This is a genomic window from Nocardia sp. NPDC058114 (assembly GCF_042884695.1).
Lineage (GTDB): Bacteria > Actinomycetota > Actinomycetes > Mycobacteriales > Mycobacteriaceae > Nocardia.
The window spans coordinates 1,482,690-1,502,682 of sequence record NZ_JBHVTK010000001.1; the positions used below are offsets into that span (position 1 = coordinate 1,482,690).

23 protein-coding genes and 1 pseudogene are annotated in these 19,993 nt (G+C 66.7%); 13 read left to right on the forward strand and 11 right to left on the reverse strand.

The annotated features are described in order from the left end of the window. Window positions 1-60 precede the first annotated feature (60 nt). The 3 genes from ACFVVI_RS06840 to ACFVVI_RS06850 form a co-directional block, all read right to left on the reverse strand. On the reverse strand, window positions 61-924 hold the full coding sequence (locus tag ACFVVI_RS06840; protein WP_387443814.1) for an Acg family FMN-binding oxidoreductase: 864 nt from the start codon (window positions 922-924) through the stop codon (window positions 61-63). A 73-nt stretch (window positions 925-997) separates the two neighbouring features. Continuing rightward, complete coding sequence (locus ACFVVI_RS06845; protein ID WP_378987226.1) at window positions 998-1,918, reverse strand: universal stress protein; 921 nt, start codon at window positions 1,916-1,918, stop codon at window positions 998-1,000. A gap of 120 nt (window positions 1,919-2,038) precedes the next feature. Continuing rightward, window positions 2,039-2,389: an SDR family NAD(P)-dependent oxidoreductase gene (locus ACFVVI_RS06850; protein ID WP_387443817.1), complete on the reverse strand. Its 351-nt coding sequence runs from the start codon at window positions 2,387-2,389 to the stop codon at window positions 2,039-2,041. Window positions 2,390-2,581: 192 nt separating this feature from the next. On the opposite strand from ACFVVI_RS06850, the gene ACFVVI_RS06855 reads away from it, so the two are divergent. Together ACFVVI_RS06855 and ACFVVI_RS06860 are read left to right on the forward strand one after the other, a co-directional pair. Beyond that, on the forward strand, window positions 2,582-3,580 hold the full coding sequence (locus ACFVVI_RS06855; protein WP_387443819.1) for an Acg family FMN-binding oxidoreductase: 999 nt from the start codon (window positions 2,582-2,584) through the stop codon (window positions 3,578-3,580). After that, window positions 3,558-4,565 carry an Acg family FMN-binding oxidoreductase gene (locus ACFVVI_RS06860; protein WP_387443821.1) on the forward strand — a complete coding sequence of 336 codons (1,008 nt, stop codon included), beginning with the start codon at window positions 3,558-3,560 and terminating at the stop codon, window positions 4,563-4,565. The genes ACFVVI_RS06855 and ACFVVI_RS06860 overlap by 23 nt, the downstream gene beginning before the upstream one ends. A 48-nt stretch (window positions 4,566-4,613) precedes the next feature. Here ACFVVI_RS06860 and ACFVVI_RS06865 read toward each other — a convergent pair whose 3' ends face one another. Then, window positions 4,614-5,213, reverse strand: coding sequence for a helix-turn-helix domain-containing protein (locus ACFVVI_RS06865; protein WP_387444485.1), 600 nt, complete (start codon window positions 5,211-5,213; stop codon window positions 4,614-4,616). On the opposite strand from ACFVVI_RS06865, the gene ACFVVI_RS06870 reads away from it, so the two are divergent. The 3 genes from ACFVVI_RS06870 (at window position 5,164) to ACFVVI_RS06880 (ending at window position 7,409) form a co-directional block, all read left to right on the forward strand. Beyond that, a complete protein-coding gene (locus tag ACFVVI_RS06870) occupies window positions 5,164-5,292 on the forward strand; it encodes a hypothetical protein (RefSeq protein ID WP_387444499.1) in 129 nt (42 codons plus the stop codon). The genes ACFVVI_RS06865 and ACFVVI_RS06870 overlap by 50 nt on opposite strands. A 210-nt stretch (window positions 5,293-5,502) precedes the next feature. Then, window positions 5,503-6,825: a wax ester/triacylglycerol synthase family O-acyltransferase gene (locus ACFVVI_RS06875; RefSeq protein WP_387443823.1), complete on the forward strand. Its 1,323-nt coding sequence runs from the start codon at window positions 5,503-5,505 to the stop codon at window positions 6,823-6,825. A gap of 5 nt (window positions 6,826-6,830) precedes the next feature. Then, on the forward strand, window positions 6,831-7,409 hold the full coding sequence (locus ACFVVI_RS06880) for a hypothetical protein (RefSeq protein WP_378987211.1): 579 nt from the start codon (window positions 6,831-6,833) through the stop codon (window positions 7,407-7,409). A 207-nt stretch (window positions 7,410-7,616) separates the two neighbouring features. Here ACFVVI_RS06880 and ACFVVI_RS06885 read toward each other — a convergent pair whose 3' ends face one another. Together ACFVVI_RS06885 and ACFVVI_RS06890 are read right to left on the reverse strand one after the other, a co-directional pair. Further along, complete coding sequence (locus ACFVVI_RS06885) at window positions 7,617-7,952, reverse strand: hypothetical protein (protein ID WP_387443826.1); 336 nt, start codon at window positions 7,950-7,952, stop codon at window positions 7,617-7,619. Between the two features lie 732 nt (window positions 7,953-8,684). Then, window positions 8,685-9,374, reverse strand: a complete 690-nt coding sequence (locus ACFVVI_RS06890) for a TetR/AcrR family transcriptional regulator (RefSeq protein ID WP_378987205.1) — start codon at window positions 9,372-9,374, stop codon at window positions 8,685-8,687. A gap of 99 nt (window positions 9,375-9,473) precedes the next feature. Here ACFVVI_RS06890 and ACFVVI_RS06895 point away from each other — a divergent pair, with 99 nt between their 5' ends. Then, entirely contained in the window at window positions 9,474-10,388 is a 915-nt protein-coding gene (locus tag ACFVVI_RS06895) for an SDR family oxidoreductase (RefSeq protein ID WP_387443829.1), read from the forward strand. 39 nt (window positions 10,389-10,427) lie between these two features. Then, complete coding sequence (locus tag ACFVVI_RS06900) at window positions 10,428-11,090, forward strand: epimerase (protein WP_387443831.1); 663 nt, start codon at window positions 10,428-10,430, stop codon at window positions 11,088-11,090. A 202-nt stretch (window positions 11,091-11,292) separates the two neighbouring features. Here the strand turns inward: ACFVVI_RS06900 and ACFVVI_RS06905 are convergent, their stop codons facing one another. Continuing rightward, window positions 11,293-11,535, reverse strand: a complete 243-nt coding sequence (locus ACFVVI_RS06905) for a nuclear transport factor 2 family protein (protein WP_387443834.1) — start codon at window positions 11,533-11,535, stop codon at window positions 11,293-11,295. A 288-nt stretch (window positions 11,536-11,823) separates the two neighbouring features. Between ACFVVI_RS06905 and ACFVVI_RS06910 the strand changes: the two genes are divergently transcribed. After that, window positions 11,824-12,099: a GlsB/YeaQ/YmgE family stress response membrane protein gene (locus ACFVVI_RS06910; RefSeq protein ID WP_378988442.1), complete on the forward strand. Its 276-nt coding sequence runs from the start codon at window positions 11,824-11,826 to the stop codon at window positions 12,097-12,099. Between the two features lie 180 nt (window positions 12,100-12,279). Here ACFVVI_RS06910 and ACFVVI_RS06915 read toward each other — a convergent pair whose 3' ends face one another. Beyond that, a complete protein-coding gene (locus ACFVVI_RS06915; RefSeq protein ID WP_387443837.1) occupies window positions 12,280-12,852 on the reverse strand; it encodes a TetR/AcrR family transcriptional regulator in 573 nt (190 codons plus the stop codon). Between the two features lie 89 nt (window positions 12,853-12,941). Between ACFVVI_RS06915 and ACFVVI_RS06920 the strand changes: the two genes are divergently transcribed. Next, on the forward strand, window positions 12,942-13,775 hold the full coding sequence (locus ACFVVI_RS06920) for an oxidoreductase (RefSeq protein WP_387443840.1): 834 nt from the start codon (window positions 12,942-12,944) through the stop codon (window positions 13,773-13,775). Between the two features lie 68 nt (window positions 13,776-13,843). Here ACFVVI_RS06920 and ACFVVI_RS06925 read toward each other — a convergent pair whose 3' ends face one another. Beyond that, complete coding sequence (locus ACFVVI_RS06925) at window positions 13,844-14,233, reverse strand: hypothetical protein (protein ID WP_387443842.1); 390 nt, start codon at window positions 14,231-14,233, stop codon at window positions 13,844-13,846. Between the two features lie 284 nt (window positions 14,234-14,517). Beyond that, entirely contained in the window at window positions 14,518-14,691 is a 174-nt protein-coding gene (locus ACFVVI_RS06930; RefSeq protein ID WP_387443844.1) for a hypothetical protein, read from the reverse strand. A gap of 220 nt (window positions 14,692-14,911) precedes the next feature. On the opposite strand from ACFVVI_RS06930, the gene ACFVVI_RS06935 reads away from it, so the two are divergent. Both ACFVVI_RS06935 and ACFVVI_RS06940 read left to right on the forward strand, forming a co-directional pair. Then, entirely contained in the window at window positions 14,912-15,769 is an 858-nt protein-coding gene (locus ACFVVI_RS06935) for a GNAT family N-acetyltransferase (RefSeq protein WP_387443846.1), read from the forward strand. 190 nt (window positions 15,770-15,959) lie between these two features. Next, a pseudogene (locus ACFVVI_RS06940) lies at window positions 15,960-16,331 on the forward strand (short-chain dehydrogenase); the annotation flags it as partial. 1,292 nt (window positions 16,332-17,623) lie between these two features. Here ACFVVI_RS06940 and ACFVVI_RS06945 read toward each other — a convergent pair. Beyond that, window positions 17,624-18,547, reverse strand: a complete 924-nt coding sequence (locus ACFVVI_RS06945; protein WP_387443848.1) for a LysR substrate-binding domain-containing protein — start codon at window positions 18,545-18,547, stop codon at window positions 17,624-17,626. 173 nt (window positions 18,548-18,720) lie between these two features. On the opposite strand from ACFVVI_RS06945, the gene ACFVVI_RS06950 reads away from it, so the two are divergent. Beyond that, complete coding sequence (locus ACFVVI_RS06950) at window positions 18,721-19,629, forward strand: DMT family transporter (protein WP_387443851.1); 909 nt, start codon at window positions 18,721-18,723, stop codon at window positions 19,627-19,629. After that, window positions 19,607-19,987 (forward strand): ectoine synthase, encoded by a 381-nt coding sequence (locus ACFVVI_RS06955; protein ID WP_387443854.1) that lies wholly within the window; start codon window positions 19,607-19,609, stop codon window positions 19,985-19,987. Before ACFVVI_RS06950 ends, ACFVVI_RS06955 begins: the two co-directional genes overlap by 23 nt. The last annotated feature ends 6 nt before the right edge of the window (window positions 19,988-19,993 follow it).

Below are 19,993 nucleotides of genomic sequence, written 5' to 3' on the forward strand. Positions count from 1 at the left end.
CGGGAGCGGTCCCGATCCGTATGACGACCTGCGGAATGCCGGGATGGCCGATCAGGCTGCTCAGTAGCCGCCGTCCCGCGGTGAGCTCGGTGATGTGGGTGAGCGCGCAGCTCGACATCCCCGACGCGGTGCATTCGAGCAGCACCGCCGACGCGCCTCCCCGGTGTGCAGCCACGTCGGCGGTGTCTCCTCCGTCGCTGTCAGCACGACCAGGCGGGCGTGATCGCGCAGTTCGCCGCGTCTGGCCGAGGGGCCCGGCTTCGGAAAGGCCCGGGCGACACCCACTCTGGCCTGCTCGGAGGCCGAGACCAGCGCCGAGGGCGGCACCCCCTCCGGTGTGCTGGGATGACCCGACCACCAGTGGAGTTCGCCCTGATAATCCATGTCGTAGCGGCGCAGGGCCGCGGACTGCTCGGAGGCGACCGACAGGCGCTCGCGGGCGTCCTCGTCGAGGACATCGAGGGTGACCTCGTGCGGCGAGACCAGATCGTCGAGGGCCAGCCGGACCGATCCCCACCCGATGGGTTCGGCCATCGGCAGCCGGTCGGTGTAGCGGCGGGTGATCGCGTCGGCGCGGCGGAAGACGCCCATCGGCGGGTCCGGCCACGGCTGGAACTCGAGGGTTGCCAGCAGCTTCGGCCGGGTCGGGTCGGGCAGCCGCAGGGTGTCGGTGCGCCAGCCCTTCGCGGCGAACGCGGTCCGCACGTGGTGCAGTGCCGCACCGCAGCTGATCACCGCTTGACGCGCATGCGGATCGGCGGCGGTGAGCTGACGGTCGTGGTCACGGAACAGGTGCAGCCGGGTGCCGTCGAACACCCACCGCCACGGCTGGGTGTTGTGGACCGACGGTGCGCGGCACCCGAGGCGGATCGCCGCTCGGATCATGGGATGGTCGGGGACTGCGGTGGCTCGTTCATCGCTCATACCAGCAAGTCTCGTCCTTGCCAGGTATTTGCCGAGACGGTCTTTGCGCCCGTTCGATGGGGACCTAATGCCCTCATCGCCCGGGTCGGTCGTGGTGCACGACCATGACGGGGCACTCGGCGTGCTGCACCAGCCAGTTGCTGGTCGAACCGAGCAGCAGACCACGGAACCCGCCCCGCCCTCGGCTGCCGACGACCAGGAGCTGCGCGGTTCGCGACCATTCGGCCAGCCGTTCGCGCGGTCCGTACACCTCGACCTCACGGCGCACGACGACATCGGGGAATCGCTCGGTCCAACCGGCGAGCCGTTCGGCCAGCAGTGCCGCTTCGGCGGTCTCGAAGTCGGCGATCGGCACCGATAGGTAACTGGCACCACCGAATTCGCCGCCCGAGAGATCACTCCAGCCGTGCACGGCGACCAGTTCGGCTCCGCGCAGCGACGCTTCGGCGAACGCGGCGCCGATGGCGGGCTCGCCGACATGACTGCCGTCGACACCGACCACAACCGGTCCGGTCCGGCTGTCCGGGTCGGGGCCGCGCACGATGACGACCGCGCCCTGCGCGTGGGAAGTCACCGCGAGCAGCGTCGACCCCAGGTGGGCGATCGAGCCCGCCCACGGCGCGACCCCGAGGACGACCAGATGCGCGTGCGCCGACGCCGCGATGAGCGTCCGGGCCGGATTGCCGTTGGCGAGCTCGGTGGTGACGGTGATCGCCGGGGCGATGGCGTGCGCCTGCTCGCGAGCCTCGGTCAGTACGCGTTCGGCGGCGAGCCGGATGTCTTGCATCGTGGCGTAGATGAACGCGTCGTAGGCGCTGCGCGGGGTGCGGTCGGCGATCGGCGCGGTGCAGTGGACGATGTGCAGCGCGCGTTCGCGGGCGGCGGCAGTGCGGGCTGCCCAGCGCACGGCGGCGGCGGATCCGTCCGATCCGTCGATTCCGACGACCACCGCGGCGGACGACACCAGGTGCGGGTTCTCGCTGTACTGAGTCATGGTCGGCCTTTCTGGCTGGTGGGCTGATCGCAGGCCGACGCTACGGACTCGGCGCGTGCGCCCGCGGTGTCCACGCCGGTGCGGTGTGCTGAAATCGACCGGGAAAACCGGGTGCGCCGGTCAGGCGGGCAGCACGAGTGCGGCCCGGTGCGTACCGAGCCAGGCGCCGGCGAGGTTCACGTCGAGGACGTGGCGGAACTGTGCCGGTGATTCCGACTCCACACCGCCGAAGTCGAGAATGCCCGCGTTGTTCACCAGCACCGCCAACGGCCCGAACGTCGCTTCGGCGTCGTCGAGCACGCGCCGCCACTGGTTCTCATCGGTGACGTCGAGATGGCGGAACACCGCCTGGGAGCCGAGTTCGGCCGCGGTGGAGCTGCCGTCCCGGTCGAGTATGTCGGCGACGACGACCCCGGCGCCGGACTTGACGAGGGTGTGCGCGACGACGCTGCGTCCATGCAGATCGAACACGATGATCGAACCTTCCTGTGGGGGTACGGCTCCTTCTCAGCCTGCTCGCCGCGGCCACGCCCAGGAAGTGCTGCATGGCAGGCCGAGGGGTGACCTGAAGTCCTTCCGAACGGGGTCGTCGTGCCCTTATCCGTGCCTCGCGCTGCTGCGATCGTGGGGAGGACGGATCGTTTCGACGAAGGACGGACACCCATGGAACGCGGACTGCCTGACGACAACACCGTGAAGGCGGCGCTGGTGCTGTCCGGGCGCGCCCCGTCCGTGCACAATGTGCAGCCCTGGCGCTGGCGCGTCGCCGACCACAGCATTCACCTCTATCTCGACACCGGCCGCGCGCTGCCCGCGACCGATCCCGACTACCGCGACATCGTGATCAGCTGCGGTGCGGCCCTGCATCACCTGTCGGTGGCGCTGACGGCGATGGGTTGGGCACCGGTGATCCGCCGGATCCCCGACCCCGCCGCACCGGATCACCTGGCGGCCTTGACCCTGGTACCGCACCGGCCCACCGCGCTCGACATCGAGCTGAGCAAGGCCATCACCGTCCGGCGGACCGATCGGCGCCATTACACCTCGTGGCCGGTCCCGCCCGGCTACCTCGGTTTGTTCACCGAGCGGGCCGCAGTCCTGGGTGCGGTGGTGCGCCGGATCGGCGACCGGGAACGGGTGAAGGCCGCTGCCCGGCAGGCGGACAGAATTCACGCCGCCGACGAGTCCTATCGGTTCGAACTCGCGATGTGGTCGGGCAGGCACAGCAGCGCCGACGGCGTCCCCGCCCGCAATGTGCCGCCCGGCGGGCCTGCCGATGACTTCCCGCCCCGGGCGTACGCCGCCGCCGAATTCACCGATCCGGCAGGCGGACCCGATCACGCCGAGTTGCTGGTGATCGGGACCGGTGCCGACGATCGGTTGTCGCGGTTGCGCGCGGGGGAGGCGATCAGCAGCGTGTTGCTGACGGCGACCGGAATCGGACTCGCTACCTGCCTGCTCACCGAACCGCTCGAGGTCGCCGCCGAGCGCGCGGAGATCCGCAACGACCTGCTGTCCGACACCATCTATCCGCAGGCGTTCCTGCGCGTCGGATGGGCGCCGGACAGCGCCGACCTCCCTCCCGAAACGCCACGGCGACGGATCGAGGACCTGATGATCGGAGAGGATGAGGTATCCGATGACCAGCAGCTCCAGCCCTGACATCGACACTGTCCGTACCGTTTTCGGCCACGCCTCGCGCGCGCCGTCGCTGCACAACAGTCAACCGTGGCGCTGGCGGTGGGACGGCACCACCGCGGCGCTGTCCGTCGACCCCGAGCGGCTGCTCCCCGCGACCGACATGTTCAACCGCGAAGGCGTGCTCGGGGCCGGGGTGATGCTGAATCACGCCGAAGTCGCGTGGGGTGCGGCGGGGTGGCAGACCCGGGTGACCACGTTCCCTGACCCGGCCGTCCGCAGCCACCTCGCCTCGCTCGAACCCGTGTGCCCGCACGACCCCACCGAACCGGAACAACTACTCGGCGACGCGATCGAACGGCGCTATAGCGACCGGATGCCGATGTCGGAGCCGTCGGGTTGGCAGACCACGTCCCAGATTCTGGAGTTCATCGCCGGCCGATCCAGCACGACCACAACCTTTCTCGACCCGGCCGCGTCGGCCGCACTGCACCAGATCTCGGCGATGACCGCCGGATTCCGTCGCTACGACCCCAAGTACCAAGCAGAGCTGAGCTGGTGGACCGCGGGCCCCGACGCGGGCCGAGCCGGCCTGCCCGCCGCCGTGCTGCCGACCACCCTCGACCGATCCCGCATACCGATCGGGCGCGAATTCCCGGCCGGGACAGCGGGTCCGGCCGGAGACGGCGATGATGAGGCGATGGTCGCGGTGCTGTCCACCACCGGAGATGCGGCGACCGACCTGCTCGACTGTGGACGCGCGCTCTCGGCCGTGCTGCTCGAGTGCACGGCACAGGGCCTCTCGACCTGCGCCATCTCCCACGTCGTGGAAATTCCATCGGCCAGAGCCAAGGTGGCCGAACTTGTCGGACAGCGCTACCCACAGGTGCTGGTGCGAATCGGCCGTGCGCGCACGGAACCGCCACCGCGTACCCCTCGCCGGCCCCTCGACAGTTTTCTCGAAATCAGCCTCGCCGACGACCCCTCAGACGCCCGCCGGCCAGGCTGACCAGTTCCGATGACGGGAATAGGGCCTGATTCGAAGGGACTTTATCCTCTATTTGCCCGTCGATTGCGGATGGTGGGATCGGGGCCCGTGAAACGCTCTGCCCCAAGGATGTGAGGTTCTCAGGTGACAACTGAAGTTCTCCGATATCGCCCCCGAACTCTCATGGCGACGAGCGAGCTGTATGTCATCGCCCGGCTCGACTTCGGTGACGCCGCGGCCGATCTCTACAGCAGCGAGGTCTATTGCGACCACGCCGACGACGGCGCGATCTCCGCCCGCACCACCGCGAGCTGGTCGCGGTCCCTGCCCCTCGCGCCGAACATGCCGACCGACCTGGATGGACTCGACCGAACGCTGGCCACGGCCGGCTACTACCGCACCGGCGACTGGCGCGTGCGGGTCACGGCCAGCGGCGCCGTGCGCTACTTCGCCGACGCCACCTCCCGACATCGAGGAGCAGATGACCGGCATCTTGATCATCACCCGCAGCCGCGGCTCGATTTCGGCAGGCCGCTGCGGTAGAACTGCACGCCCGTGATCAGCGCTCGCACCAGCCCGGCATCGCGAGCGGTCGCTGAAGTAGCGGTACACCGTGCCGATGCTGACCCCGGCCGCCACCGCGATCCGGTTGGTCGAGGTCTCGGCGATCCCGCGCTCCCCGAACAGCTCCGGCGCGGCGTCGAGAATCTGGTTCCCGGTCGCCTTGGCTCGATCCTGCGTGGGCTGACGGCGAGGACGAGGAGGCACGCGGTACTCCTTACCGTTCACGACACTCCAGCCGCAGCACAGCGTATGTGACGGGCCGCAGGGCAGAGCCGTTCGGCAGTCGGTGATGGACCATCTGCTCTTACCGTCCCCGACCGCCCGGCGTGAGGATTGATGTAGGTCCCCGCCGCGGTGACCGGCCCACCCAATCGTCTACTTCGAGGTCGATCTGATGACTGAGCTGCATCCTCTGGATTCGGGGTTCATGGAGTTGGAGGACACCGACCGGCACATCAGCCTCGGCATCGGTGCCGTCGCGATTATGGCGGGACCGGTGCCGACCCGCGCGGAGTTCGACGCCATCCTCACCGACGCGCTCGACCGCAACGAACGTCTCCGGCAGCGAGTCCGCACTTCGCCGCTGGAGCTGAAGGCCGCGGTGTGGGAGGACGACCCCGATTTCGCACTGGCTCACCACCGCCGGTGGACGGCCCTGCCTCAACCGTGTGACGAAGCGATGCTGCGCGAGCTCGTCGCCACCGAACTGGCGGAGCGGTTCGACCGCGATCATCCGCTGTGGCAATGCGTGGTCATCGAGCATGTGGCCGGCGGACACTGGGCCTTGCTGCTCAAAGCCCACCACAGCATGGTCGACGGCGTTTCGGGGATCGCGTTGTTCGAACGGCTCTGTGATCCGGCGCCGGGTGGTGACCGGAAACCTGTGACGGCACAGCGCAGTTCGCGAACCGGCCGCGTGGCCGGCACTCTCCGGTTGCCGTTGACGGTGCCTCGGCTCGCCTTCTCGATGGTGCGCGGTCTGGTCCCGGTCGTCACCGCGGCGCTCACCCCGACGGCATCGTCGTCGCTGAACGGTCCCATCGGCAGGCAGCGGCGATTCGCGGTCGCCAGGGCGTCGCTGACCGAAGCTCGCGAGATCGGCGGGGTCTTCGGCGTCACAGTCAACGATGTGGTGCTGGCCGCTATCGCGTCGGCCTATCGGGCGGTGCTGTCCCTGCGCGGTGAGGAGCCGACAGCCGGAAAGTTGCGGGTGCTGGTTCCGGTGTCCGTCCGGCCGCCCGGCGCCGAAGACATCGCCGACAACCGTGTCTCGGTGATGATCCCCTTCCTGCCGATCGAGCTCACCGATCCCGTCGAACGGCTCGCCACCGTGCACGAACGCGTCGCTCGGCACCGCGCGAAAGGCGAGGCCGAGGCGGAGAAATCGGTGCTGGCGATGGCTGAATGGCTACCCCACGCGGTCGTGGCACGAGCTTTCCAGCTGGCCGGGCACTTCCCGCAGCGCAGCGTCGCCGCCCTGGCGACCAATGTCGTCGGCCCGCGCCGGGTGCTGTCATTGCGGGGACGCGAGGTGCTGGAAATCCTGCCCTGCATCCCCATCGCGATGCGCCTGCGCACAACGATCGCCATCCTCAGCTATCACGATCAGCTCGTCTTCGGGATCACCGGCGACTACGACACCACCCCCGATATCGACGCGATCAGCGCGGGCATCGAGCAGGGGATAGCCGAATTGCTGGCCCGGGCAAGGGCGTGATCGCGATGACGTCGTCGACATTCCGGACCGACGCGGTGTTCTCGCGCGTGGCGCGCTGGTGGCGGTGCCGCCCGTGGAACACCAACTCGCTGATGCGATGGCCGGATCGGCTGGGCGCCGCGGTGCGGTTGCTCGCAGTCGTCGTCGTGCTGGCCGCGGTGCCGGTGGCCGGTGCGGTCGGCAGCGTCGCCTACTCCGACGACGCCGCGCGGATCCGCGTCGAGCACGCGCAAACGACTGCCGTCGAGGCACTGGTGCTGGACCGGCCCGAATACACTTCACTACATATCCGGCAGGCCGAGGTGACCTGGACCGGTGCCTCAGGGCCGGTCGTGGCCACCGTGCCGGTCAGTCGCACGGTCGACAAGGGTGATCGAATCTCGGTGTGGCTGAACCGATCCGGCGACCCGGTGGACGCACCGAGGCCACCGATCGCCGCGGTCATGAACGCGATCGGTGTCACCGTGCTGATCATGGCCGGTGCCGGGCTGGCTGCGTGGTGCTCGATCACCTGCGCGGAATGGTTCGCGACCCGGCGTCATTTCGCGGCTTTGGACCGCCAGATGCCGCAACTGGACCGGTGAACGAGCACCCTTGCGGCACAGTCGATCCCAGAGCTCAGCGGGCGCTTCAACCTGCGTGCGAACGCACCGCCACGCTCGGCGAGCGCCCAGGGATTCCCGGACTCGACCACCGGCCTTCGCTCAGGGCGACGACGTGGTCAGCGGCCATGATCGTGTGCAGACGATGCGTCGCGACGATAACGGTCCGCTGACCCGGCATATGTTCGATCATGGCGGCGGCTTGTTGTTGAACTTCCACGAACCGTAGCTCGACAAGCAGAGGGTGGTCTCCTTGCGGGTGTTGAGGTAGGACGTTGTGTGGCGCGGGCAGCTGTCGTCACTGTGGTAGCCGGGGTTGATCTGAAGGACTCTGTCGACCAAGTCGTCATCCGGCTGCGAATCGCACGGCACAACCTTGTAACTCTCCTCGTAGGCACCGGATTCGAGGAAGACGCAGTCCCCGACTTTCGCGTTCTCGATGGCGTCAGCAGGATAGCTGGTGGGAGCGCAGGCCACGGTCATCACTGTCAGTGCGATCCCCATGACACCCCAGAGCCGTGTCATCAATGTGTGAATTCCCCTCATCACTCGGCAAGGATGGAATCGTATGTCGCGCATCGCCAGCCTGGTCCACGATCGGATCGACCAGCGCACGAACAAGCGCACTGCGGCGAACCCGAAGGCCCACTGACTGTTCCCGGGCCCGCGCGCAGGCCAACCGCTCCGGCCCGGAACGTTCGGCCGGCAATCTTCCATCGGCCGGCGTCCCTGCCATCCCGGCCGCGTCTCGGCCCTGCGGCAATTCCTCCTGCAAGCACCGGCACCGGGCGTCGCCGACACTCTCGGACTCCACTACACCACCCCGCTCACCGCCACCGCGAACACGCCGTCGACTCCTGGAAGGCGCCACGGACCGAACACCGATGGAAAGCGCTGGTGGACTCGAGCTATGCGCTGCGCGCTGTGGGTGCGTCGAGCTAGCCGTTCAGCTCGAGACGAGCGTCCTGCCCTACCTGGATCGAGCGCGCAGACCGGGCCACCGCGAAGGCCTCGTGGCGACGGTGTAGGCCAAACAGGTCGTACGCGGGCTTATCGCAGACCTCGGTGGGATCGAGACTGCCCGGGCCGCCCGTCTGGTCATCACCACGGGTAAGCAGAAGGGCCGCCACCCCTCACCGGCCACGGTTCTGCGGATCCCGCGAGACCGCGACCAGAAGGCCGCGGTGGCCGCCGGATCCGAGGCGGGCGGCGCGGGCTGACTGCCGCGATCCTGGGTGAGCCGCCGGCCGGTCGACGCTACGGGCGAAACAGGTCGGTGGGCCGATCGTGCTGCCGGACGATCAGACCGGAGATCGCGACTGCGGCGGTTCGGCGCACGACATCGATGAAGTTCACCCGCATCGCCGCCAGCGCGGGATCGGAAGCGTAAGCGGCGGTCATCGCGTCGGAAGGGTGACTGCACGGCCAGGCGGCCATGGCCATCAGCAGAGTCGTCTCGATCAGCGTGCCCGCCCCGGTATCGCCAAGCTCGGGCACCTGCCTGCAGATCAGGGCTCGGAGCGCGCTCAGCGATCGCTGGGCGGCATGTTTGTGGCCGATGGCCAGGTCGGTGGAGATGTTGCGTTCGAGAACGGCGCCCTGGGCGCTGAGCAGATCGCACAGCACCGGCCGGGCGGCCAGCGACGTGGCGAGCAGCGTGGCGAGCTCGTCGCCACGCTCGGTCACCGACCCGGTACCCGAACCCACCGTGCGATCGAGTTCGCCGATCCACTCCTGTAATTCGGTGTCGAGCAGTTCGAGCAGGATGGCTTCGCGGGACTCGAAGTAGCGCAGCACGTTGACCTTGGCCAGGCAGGTGCGGCGGCTCAGTTCGTTGAGGCTGAGCTTGGCCACCGGTGTCTCGCGCAGCATCGCGGCCGCGGTGTCCAGGATCTGGCGCCGGCGCTGGGTGCGCTGTTCGTCGGTGCGGGCTCGCTGGAAAGTCACCACCCAAGACTAAAGTACCGCCGGTTCGTTGACAACAAACCGGTGGTACTTTACCGTGGGCCCCACACAAGATACCGGCAGTACTTAAAGGAGTTCACGATGTATCAGGTCCCCGACCAGCACGGAAAGCTCGCCGTCGTCACCGGCGCGAACAGCGGCACCGGCAAAGAAGCCGCCAAACGTCTCGCCGGAGCCGGTGCCGAGGTCATCCTGGCGGTACGCACTCCCGCCAAGGGCCATCAGGCCGCCGCCGAGATCCGGGCCGCTCACCCCGATGCCCAAGTCCAGGTTCACCGGCTGGACCTGGCCGACCTGTCGTCGGTGCGGTCGTTCACCGCCGCGCTGAGCGCCGACGGCCGCCCCCTGGATCTGCTGCTCAACAACGCCGGGGTGATGAACGTGCCCCAGCGTACCGAAACCGCGGACGGCTTCGAGCTCCAGCTGGGCAGCAACTTCCTCGGTCCGTTCGCCGTGACCACCGGCCTGCTGCCGCTGCTGCTCGACGCACCCGCACCCCGGGTCGCCACGATGAGCAGCGGAACCGCCAACCGCGCGAAGATCGATTTCGAGGACTTGCAGTCGGTGCGCGCCTACAGCCCGACCCGCGCCTATGCCCAGTCCAAGCTGGCGGACATGCTGATGATGGTGCACCTGGCCGAACTCGCCGAACAACGCGGCTGGAACCTGGTCTCGGCCGGCGCGCACCCCGGCTACACCCGCACCAACCTGATGACCTCCGGTCCCACCCTCAACGGCGGCCGCCCCGGCCTGCTCGAGACGATCGCCTACAAGATCGTGCCCTCCCAGGCCCCGGAACAGGGCGCCGAGCCGCTGCTCTACGCCGCGACGAGCCCCGACGCGGTCTCCGGCGGCTACTACGGACCCCGATGGGCGATGGTCGGCCCGACCAAGCCCGTCGCGCTGCCGCGACCCGGCCGCGACCGAACGACCGCTGCCCGGCTGTGGGCCCAAGCCGAAAACCTCACCGGTGCGGCGATTCCCGGCCCTCGCTGACATCCACGCACGATCCCGACACACTCGAGGAGTCAGAACATGAAAGTGGCGATCTTCGGCGCGAGCGGCCTGATCGGCGACGGGTTCCTCCAGGAAAGCCTGCGCGCCCACGACGTCACCGAGGTCCTCACGATCGGGCGCACCCCATCGGGGCTCACACACCCGAAACTGCGCCACCTCACCCACAGCGACTTCACCGGCCTCGGCAACGAACTCGCCGACATCGACGCCTGCTTCTGGGCCCTGGGCGTCTCCGCGAGCCTGGTCGACGCCGCAGAGTACGAACGAATCACCTACGGCTACACCAGCATCGCAGCCCAGTACATCGCTGCCACCCGCCCCGAGGCCACCTTCGTCTACGTCTCCGGCGGTGGGACCGACAGCACAGAACAGGGCCGGAGCCGGTGGGCCCGGGTCAAAGGCCGCACCGAGAACCTGATCATCACGACCTTCCCCAAGGGATACGCCCTACGGCCAGGATTCGTCCTGCCCGCACACCACAAGCGTTCCAACACCACGGCCTACCGCTGGGGCGCGACCGCCATCACCCCGCTGATCCCGTTGCTACGGCGACTCGGGCCGGCACCGGCCCTGATCACCGACACCGGACAGCTCGGCCGAACCGCGCTCCACCTCGCCCGCCACGGCTGGCCCGACCACGTCCTGGAAAACCGGGCCATCACCGCAGCACCACACCCATGACCGGACCGTTCAGCACCTGCTCACCGAAGGAATCCGGGACAGCTGAACACGACTTCGAGCACCACTGAAAACGACTTCGAACATCGACAGTCGACGCCACTTATCGCTGCGAGTCACACCGCCAGGCGTCGTTCAGAACACAGTCCTGTCTAGCAGCCCTGCCACGCCGTGATTTGTCGGGCGTCCGGCGAGCAGCGGCGAATCAGTCGGCGCGTTCACGCCTGCCGACCTCGAATCGGCTGATCAGGCCGTCCTGGGTGGTGAAGCGCCAGGCAGTGCGCATCGCTCCCCAGCGGTCGTTGGTGTAGTCGGCGACGAATTCGGCCGGGCTGGCGACCGATTCGACCTGCATCCGGCCGTTGGTGGAGAAGACCTCCGAATCCGTCCACTGGGTGAGGTCCCGGTCGTTGCCGTCGTCGCTCATCGTTGCGTCGGCGGTCAACATCCCGAAGCAGGCGTACGAGTGTCGGCGCTTTCGAACTGAGAGGCATGACACAACCTCGAATTCCCTTTTCCGGCAGCATCAAATAGGCGAGTGGTCCGCTCGACTCCACGGTCGGCGAGGCCGTGGAGCTACCAGGCGCAAAACGGCCATGCCAGTTGCCACGGCGTTTCCGGCCAACGACTCGCGGGACTGCCGCTTCGGCTGATTGGCTGCGCTATGCCGGGGTATGCCGCGATCGGACGAGCGCACCGGATGCTCGTCAGCACATTCAGACGATGGGAGCAGGCCATGCTCGGTCTAGGTATTCTCGGATGGATCATCATCGGCGGACTCGCCGGATGGATCGCCAGCAAAATCATGAAAACCGATGCCCAGCAAGGAATCCTGCTCAACATCGTTGTCGGTGTCATCGGCGGTCTGCTCGGGGGATTCCTGCTCGAACTGCTCGGGGTGGACGTCGAAGGTGGCGGACTGTGGTTCAGCTTCTTCACCTGCATCGCCGGCGCGGTCGTTCTGTTGTTCCTCGTCAAGCTGGTCACCGGCCGCCGTGGAGCCTCGCGATAGCCTTGCCCGGCTCCGATATCGGACGCGCGGCCCGAAGCCTTTGGCTTCGGGCCGTTTTCGGATGTCGTGGGGCGCGCATTCGACCTGAACGATCGGCGTCGCGGTCTCGAGGCGCACGCGGTGGCGGGAGGGTCAGTGACTAGAACGCGCCCAGCCCAGGGTCGCGACACTCCGGGCTGATCAACCAACCGTTCGGGTGTGGGCACTCAGGCCGGGTAAGACCAGCATGAGCCAGCGTTCGCGCGCGGCGGGGGACCGGTCGATCGGAGCAGTGGAGAACAGCAGGTAGATGTCGGCGACGGTGACATCGGGGTGGACATTGCCGTCGGCTTGCCCGGCGCGGATGAGCGTGGCCAGTGCGGCGCCGGCGCGCTGTTCGTCGGTCTGTACCCGGAGATCGGCGCCGAGGGTCTGTGCCGCTGCTTTGGCAGCGTGATTGATGGCCGAGACCTCCACGACCCGTCGCAAGAACGCCGTGATCTCGTGCGTGGCGTCCGCGCCGCCCGCGACACGATCGCACGCCGCTTCGGCGTCATCGGCGACCTGGGCCACATATTCGGCCACGATGGCGGTGACCAGGTCTGCCTTGGTCGGGAAATGACGGTAGAGGGTGCCGACGGCAACCCCGGCCGCAGTCGCGATCTCGTTCATCCCCACGTCGGGTCCGTGCGTGGTGATCTGTTCACGGGCGGCGGACACGATCTTGCCGCGGTTGCGGATCGCGTCGGCGCGCTGCGGTCTGGCCTCGGTCATGAACTTCTCCCACAGGGTCCTTGCGTGAAGATGAATACTCGTTCACGATAGAACATGAATTGTTGTTCACCTTACCGACAGGAGACGACATGACCGACAAGATCGCCCTCGTCACCGGAGCCTCCTCCGGTATCGGCGAAGCTACTGCCCGCAAACTCGCCACCCTCGGCTACACCGTCTACGGCGCCGCCCGCCGCACCGACCGGTTACAGAAACTGGCCGCCGACGGGATCCGCCCGCTGGCCATGGACGTCACCGACGACGCCTCTGTGCGCGCCGGTATCGAACTCGTCGTGGCCGAGACCGGGCGCATCGACGTGCTGGTCAACAACGCCGGATACGGCTCCTACGGTGCGGTCGAGGACGTGCCACTCGACGAGGCCCGCTACCAGTTCGAGGTCAACGTCTTCGGCGCCGCGCGCCTGGCCCAGTTGGCCCTGCCGTACATGCGTGAACAGCGCAGCGGCACCATCGTCAACATCACCTCCATGGGTGGCAAGATCTACACCCCGCTCGGCGGCTGGTACCACGGCACCAAATTCGCTCTCGAAGGGCTCAGCGACTGCCTGCGGCTCGAGGCCAAGCCCTTCGGCGTCGACGTGGTCGTCATCGAACCCGGCGGTATCCGTACCGAGTGGGGCGGCATCGCCGCCGACCACTTGCGCAAGGTCTCGGGTGACGGCCCCTACTCGGCCCAGGCTGAAGCGGTGGCCGCCTCATTGGGCCCGCAGGCCACCGTCGCCCGCCTTGGTTCCCCGCCGGAGGTGATCGCGGACGCGATCGGCAAGGCCGTCACCGCCCGACGACCCAAGACCCGCTACCAGGTCGGGTTCGGTTCCCGACCACTGATCTTCCTGAAATGGTTGCTGCCCGACCGTGCCTTCGACGCACTTATCAAGCGCGCCACCGGTATCCGACACTGAATGCGAGCCGTCGCCGAGATCGTGGCCGGTGACAGCGCCACTTGGTACGGTCAGGAACCGGTCCTTCTTCACTTTCCTCCGCTGGCAGATTGATCGTCGAACTGTTCCACAGCCTTCGACAATTCGGCGCGAAGACGGTCTGCTGTCGCTTCGTCCCCAGCATCGCTGGCGGTGGTGATGTCCTGAGGCGAGCTTGGAAACGCCCCACAGAAACCCCACACTTTGACCGGAATCAACGCGAATTCATGCGAAACGCTGAGAAGTGCCGTTTCGCGAAAGCTCCTGGTACTGAGCACTATCGGGCAGTCGGGGACCTGGACTGTGTCGATGATCTGCGTGATCTGCTGGCGTGCGTTCTCTCCGTCCATGACCCGGCGCGTCTGGATGCGGTCGCTACCCAGCTCAACGGGCGACCACGTAAAACGCTCGGCTGGTAAACCCCAGCCGAGCGGTTGCAACTACTCGCGGCCTGAACAACTGACCACGTGTTGCGACGACCCCTAGAAATCGCCGATCGACCTGCGGTCGAATTGGGGCAACCTGGCAGATCGGGGCTGGGATGGCGCAAACCCGTCGCCGTTCTGCTGCTCGAACACCGAGGTTGCGGCAGCGTCACCCGCTACACCACCTAGTGCTCCGCTGTCGCGGCAGTGAGCGCGCCGTTGGGCGATATCGACCATGATGGGCTGACAGCTCAAGGGATCTGCCCGCAGGCTTCGGACCGCGGGCACTCCGTACGCCATTAGGTGAACAGAAAATCCGTCACCGGATGGGCGGTGCCCGCCACACGCCGCTCGCGATACTGCCCGATCAACCCGTCGAGCCGCTCCAGGTGCGCACGCGTTGCGGCCTGCCGCTTTACCGTAGGTAGTACCCGTAGTTGAAGGGAGTGGTCGAGGTCGTTGTGCAGGCTCACCTGCCATGCTCCCGCACCGGCTTGCGGTGGCTGGTTCGCCCTGAACCCGGGTCCGAAACGGCGACTTGGATGTAGCTTCTCGATCGGGAAGCCACGTTCCCGATGTCGCTCGGGGATGCCTCGAAAGTGAATACAGAATCCATGATGTTGCCTGTCGGGAGCGCCTCCGATGGTGGCGCTCGCGCCAATATGTGGCGAGCTCGCAGCTACCGTGGAGGCTATGCCAACTGCTGTGCACCCCGCAGATCTCGTCATCACCCGGGCCACGCCGGACGAGTGGGCCACCGTCGTCGAGTGGGCCGCGGCCGAAGGATGGAATCCGGGGGAGGCTGATCGCGGCGCGTTCTTCGCCCAGGATCCGCACGGATTCTTCCTCGGGCGGGTCGACGGGGAGCCCGCCACGGCGATCTCGGTGGTGAACTACGGCGACACCTATGCCTTCCTCGGCTTCTACCTGGTCCGACCCGATCTGCGCGGACGTGGCTTCGGGATTGCCACGTGGCGAAAGGGGCTCGCCCACGCGGGTGCCCGTGTGGTCGGGCTCGACGGGGTCGTGGACCAGCAGAACAACTATCGCCGCAGCGGATTCGAACTCGCCTATCGTAGTGCGCGTTTCGGCGGTGTCGCGACCATGCCCGCACCGGACGGGACCGTTCGCGTCCTGCTGCCCGATGAGGTGGGTGATGTGCTCGCCTACGATGCGCGTTGCGTTCCCGCGGCCCGGCCCATGTTTCTGGCGCGTTGGCTGACCGAGCCGACACACCGCACCTTCCTGCGGATCGTCGACGCGACCCTCACTGGATTCTGTACTGTCCGCCCCGCCCGCGACGGTTGGCGGGTCGGCCCGCTGTTCGCCGACACGGTCGACGACGCGCGCCAATTGCTCGCTGCGTGCGCGCGAGCCTCGAACGGCGCGTCACTGGCGGTTGATGTGCCACTGGGTAACGAACCGGCGGTGCTACTGGCCGAGACGGCAGGCCTCACACCCACGTTCGAGACCGCGCGCATGTACACCGGTGGCGTCCGAAACCATCTCCAGGACAGGGTTTTCGGTGTCACTTCCCTCGAACTCGGGTGAGGCCACAGGAAACATCCTGATCTACGCGAGGCCGTCCGCGCGCCTGTGTGGCGCGCCGCAACGGCGATTTCTAGGGGTCGTCGCAACACGTAGTCAGTTGTTCAGGCCGCGAGTAGTTTATGCAAACGCTCGGCTGGGGTTTCCCAGCCGAGCGTTTTGCATGGTCGCCCGCTGAGCTGGCGCCTCCAAGCACGCGGTCATCGGGTTGACCGAATCGGTGCGTGACGAACTCACGGGCACCGGTGTGACCGTGACTGCGGTCCTGCCGTCGGTCGTGCGCACCGATCTGGTCGCCGGTGTGCAGCTCGGCGGGGTGCTGCCAACCGTTAAGCCCGAACGCATCGCCGAAGCCATGGTCGCGTCTTGTCGCCACGGGCGCACCCTGGTCGCGGTGCCGGGTTGGATGCGCGTCTACGAATTGGCCGCCGCGGTCTTGCCCGACCGGGTTGCGGCGGTCGTGCGCGGTCACCTCACCCGCGACCGGGTGCTGCACAGCCTCGGCACCGGCGCCCGTGCCGACTACGACGCCCGCGTACGCCGCGACGTCGACACTGCTCTCTGACCTGACAAGGAAGTCAGCAATGACGCTGCGACACACACTCATCGGCGCGCTGAGCACCGCCCTGCTCGTCTGCCCCGGCCTGCTCACCGTGCTCCCCGCGCGAGCGGGGATGAGCCCGTCGACCGGACGTTCAGCGGCTGCCTCCACAGAAACCCCACAGGTTTTGACCGGAATTAATGGGAATTCATGCGATTCGTTGAGAAGAGTCGTTTCTCGGAAACCCTTGGTACTGAGTACTATTCGGAACTGATGAGTAGGTTCTGGACAACTGGAACCCGCCCCAGGTGGTCGCAGGTTCAAATCCTGTGAGTCTGGTAGGCCAGCACTTCTGTCTGGGTCCGGGCTGTTGTCCAGTTCTGCAACGCTGTTGAGCGTCACCAGTTCGAACCTGCTGGTGTGAGGTCGGCGACGCCTCGCGCGGGTGGGCGACGAAGATCTGTGCGGTTGCGGGCAGTGCGTCGGCGCCCGGAAGCGAGGACTCGTCGGCTGCGGCCCGAGCGGTCCGGTCGTTGTCGGCGGTCAGCTGGTCGGGCGTCTCGCACAACCGAGATCCGGGCGGCCTCTCGCCGATGCATTTTGCAGACGAAGAAGGCCCCGATCAAATGATCGAGGCCTTCTTTGCGTGTCCGGAGGGCGATTCGACCACTACGCACACCAACTAACCCAGCAGACGTCGTTGGTGGTGGGCTGACGCATGCGGTGGGGGAGGCCTTAGACGGTTGGTTCCCATGACGGTGGCCGTGCCGATACGCTGTGAACGCCAACCATTAGCTTGTATCAAGCCTGTGCGCGGCCGATTACCCAATCACGAACGCTCCGAGCTGGTTACTGGCGAGCTCGGGGCGTTCGGCGCTGTGCGGCCGGAATAGGCCGGTACATGGAGCAGGTCGGCGGATCGAATGCAGGGGCCAGTCGACGGGGCCAGACGGCCGATAAGTACTCCTTACTGGCGGTCAGGTCGGCGCAGTCATGGGGCGACAGCACTTGCGCCAGGGCAGGGTTTGTTCTTGCATCGGCAATCATGTTCGGAACTTTGTGGTCGCCCTCTGCCGCACTGATCGCCGACGTGGTCAATGGCGCGGGCGGATCGCTGGGGGCGCTGGCCTTCCCTGTCGCTGCCGAGCTAGTTGCACTGGCGTGCGCTTGGCGTTCCGGCCGAAGAGCGTGAACATCGCCATCGGCCAGGTCCGGTTTCCGGCGAAGATCGCCGGGAGGTGGCGATCGCGCCGTCGGTGGTGGGACAGCCCGAGCGGCTCGCGCCAACTCGTCGGCCGGCTGTTTCCCGGCTCATGTCAGCTTTCATGCTGGTTCGAGGAGATGTGCAGAGCGTGGGGTGACCGTTGCTCGAGCAGGCGGAGCGCGTGTGCCACGGGCGGCTGGTTTTCGCTACCGGCTCGTACGCACGCGAGTACCCAGCGAAGAGCAGTCGACGGGTTTGCCAGCGCAACTCGCGTCACACCGGTGGTGTTCATCGGTGCCATCCTGGGATACAGGCACACGCCCATGCCCGCTTGCACGAGTGCGAGCACGGCATTCCAGTCATCGGCCCGATGCCGGAATCGAGGGGCGAATCCGCGGAGTGCGCAGGATGCTTCGATCAGGTCACGGTGGTCGCCATGGGGCTCGATCCAGGTTTCTCGGCTGAAATCTTCGAGTGGGATGGGTTGTTTTTGAGCCAGGTGATGGCCTGCGGGGATGATCAGATCCTGGGGATCGTTCAGCAGCACGGTCTGCTGGAATCGAGGGTCGTCGCGGGCGGGATTCTGAGGGGCGACGATGATCGCGACGTCAGCGCTGTGGTGAAGAAGGCGTTCGAGGCTCTCGGTGGTATCGGCTTCGGCGACGGTAACCGTCAGGGCTGGGTGATCGGCGGTCAGGGCCGCGGCGACCGGTGCGGCCAGTGCCGGTATCGCGGTCGCGAAGCTGCACAGGCCGAGTTCTCCGGTGAGTTCGGTTTCGGATGAGCTCAGTTCTGCCTTGGTCCTTTCCCATTCGGTAGTCACGCGGTGAGCGAACCCGAGAAGGGTTCGGGCAGCGGCGGTCAGGCGCACGGTTCGGCCATCGCGCTCGAGAAGGGGCGAACCGATGTCGGTGGCGAGGATTTTGATCTGCTGGGAGACCGCAGACGGAGTGAGGTGCATCACACGCGCAGCCTCGGAGACTGATCCATGGAGTTCGACAGCGCGAAGTACCTGTAAGCGGCTGGGATCGATCATGTAGTTGATTCTTCAACACTGTTGAAGGAAATGCTCGCTTGACCGTGGCTCCGCGAGCGTGGACGAATGGAGTAGTGACTTCACCGCAGCAATTCGGAGCCGACACGGCCGGGCAGTCCGGCGTGGTGGCTTCGCTGCGGCGAATACCACCTACGGTTTTGGTGCTCTGCAGCGTGGCGAGCGTCCAGTTCGGTCAGGCGTTGGGCAAGGGTCTGTTCGGCACTGTTTCGCCGGAGGGTGTTGTCACTCTGCGGTTGGCGATTTCGGCAGTTCTGGTGTGGGCGTTCGTTCGTCCGACGCTGCCGCGGTCAAGGCGTGAGATCGCCTTGACCGTGTCGTTCGGTACGGCCATCGCGGGGATGAACGTGGTCTACCTCGCGCTGGAACATCTGCCTGTCGGCGTGGCGGCCACGATTCAACTGTGCGGTCCGCTGGGGGTGGCGTTGTTGTTGTCGCGGCGCGCCATCGATGCCGGCTGGTCGATTCTGGCGGGTTTGGGGCTGGCTCTGTTCGCGGTCCCGACGCTGCTGGGAGGCGAGGCGCTGTCGTTGCCGGGTCTGCTGCTCGCTGTGGTCTCCGCGGTATCGATGGGCATCTACGTCCTGCTCAGCAAGAAGGCGGGTTCGGCGTCGATGGACGGCCGGTTCCTTGCACTGGCGCTGGTGTGGGCGTCGGCGATGTGGGCGCCCTTCGGGATCGCTGCCGACGGCGGGTCGCTGCTCACGCCGTCGATACTCGCCGTGGGTGCGATCGTGGCGGTGCTGTCCGCTGCGGTTCCGTATTCGCTGGAACTTGTCGCTTTGCGGCGGATGAGTCCGCGGGTGGTGGGCACGTTGCAGAGCTTGGAACCGGCGGTAGGGGCTTGCGCCGGGCTCATCGTGTTGGGTGAGTGGCTGACGATCACCCAGCTCATCGCTATCGCATGTGTCACTGCCGCTTCGATTGCCTCGGTCACCACCGCCGCTCGCCGACGACCAGCAGAACGCAAGTTACCCGAGTCACCTGACCGAGTGGATTTCGGGTCGTGTGAGAGTTCGAATTCTAGGAGGGGAAACAAGTATGTTGGTCAAAAACCTCGATGAGATCATCGGTACGGAAGCCGATGTCAACGGCGAGGCTTGGGAAAGTCGTCGACTTCTGCTCGCCGACGACGGTCTGGGCTACTCCTTCTCTGACACTGTCATGAAGGAGGGGGCTCATCTGACCATGCACTACAAGAATCACGTCGAGACCGTTTATTGCATCTCAGGCGAGGCTCAGGTGACAAACGAGGAAACCGGCCAGACCTACCGTATCAAGCCAGGGATGATGTACGTCGTGAACGAAAACGAACGTCACACATTCACGGCAATTACCGAATTCCGGGACATCTGCATCTTCACTCCGCCCCTGACGGGCAACGAAACCCACGATTCCGATGGGTCGTATCCGGCCACCTAGGGCCGT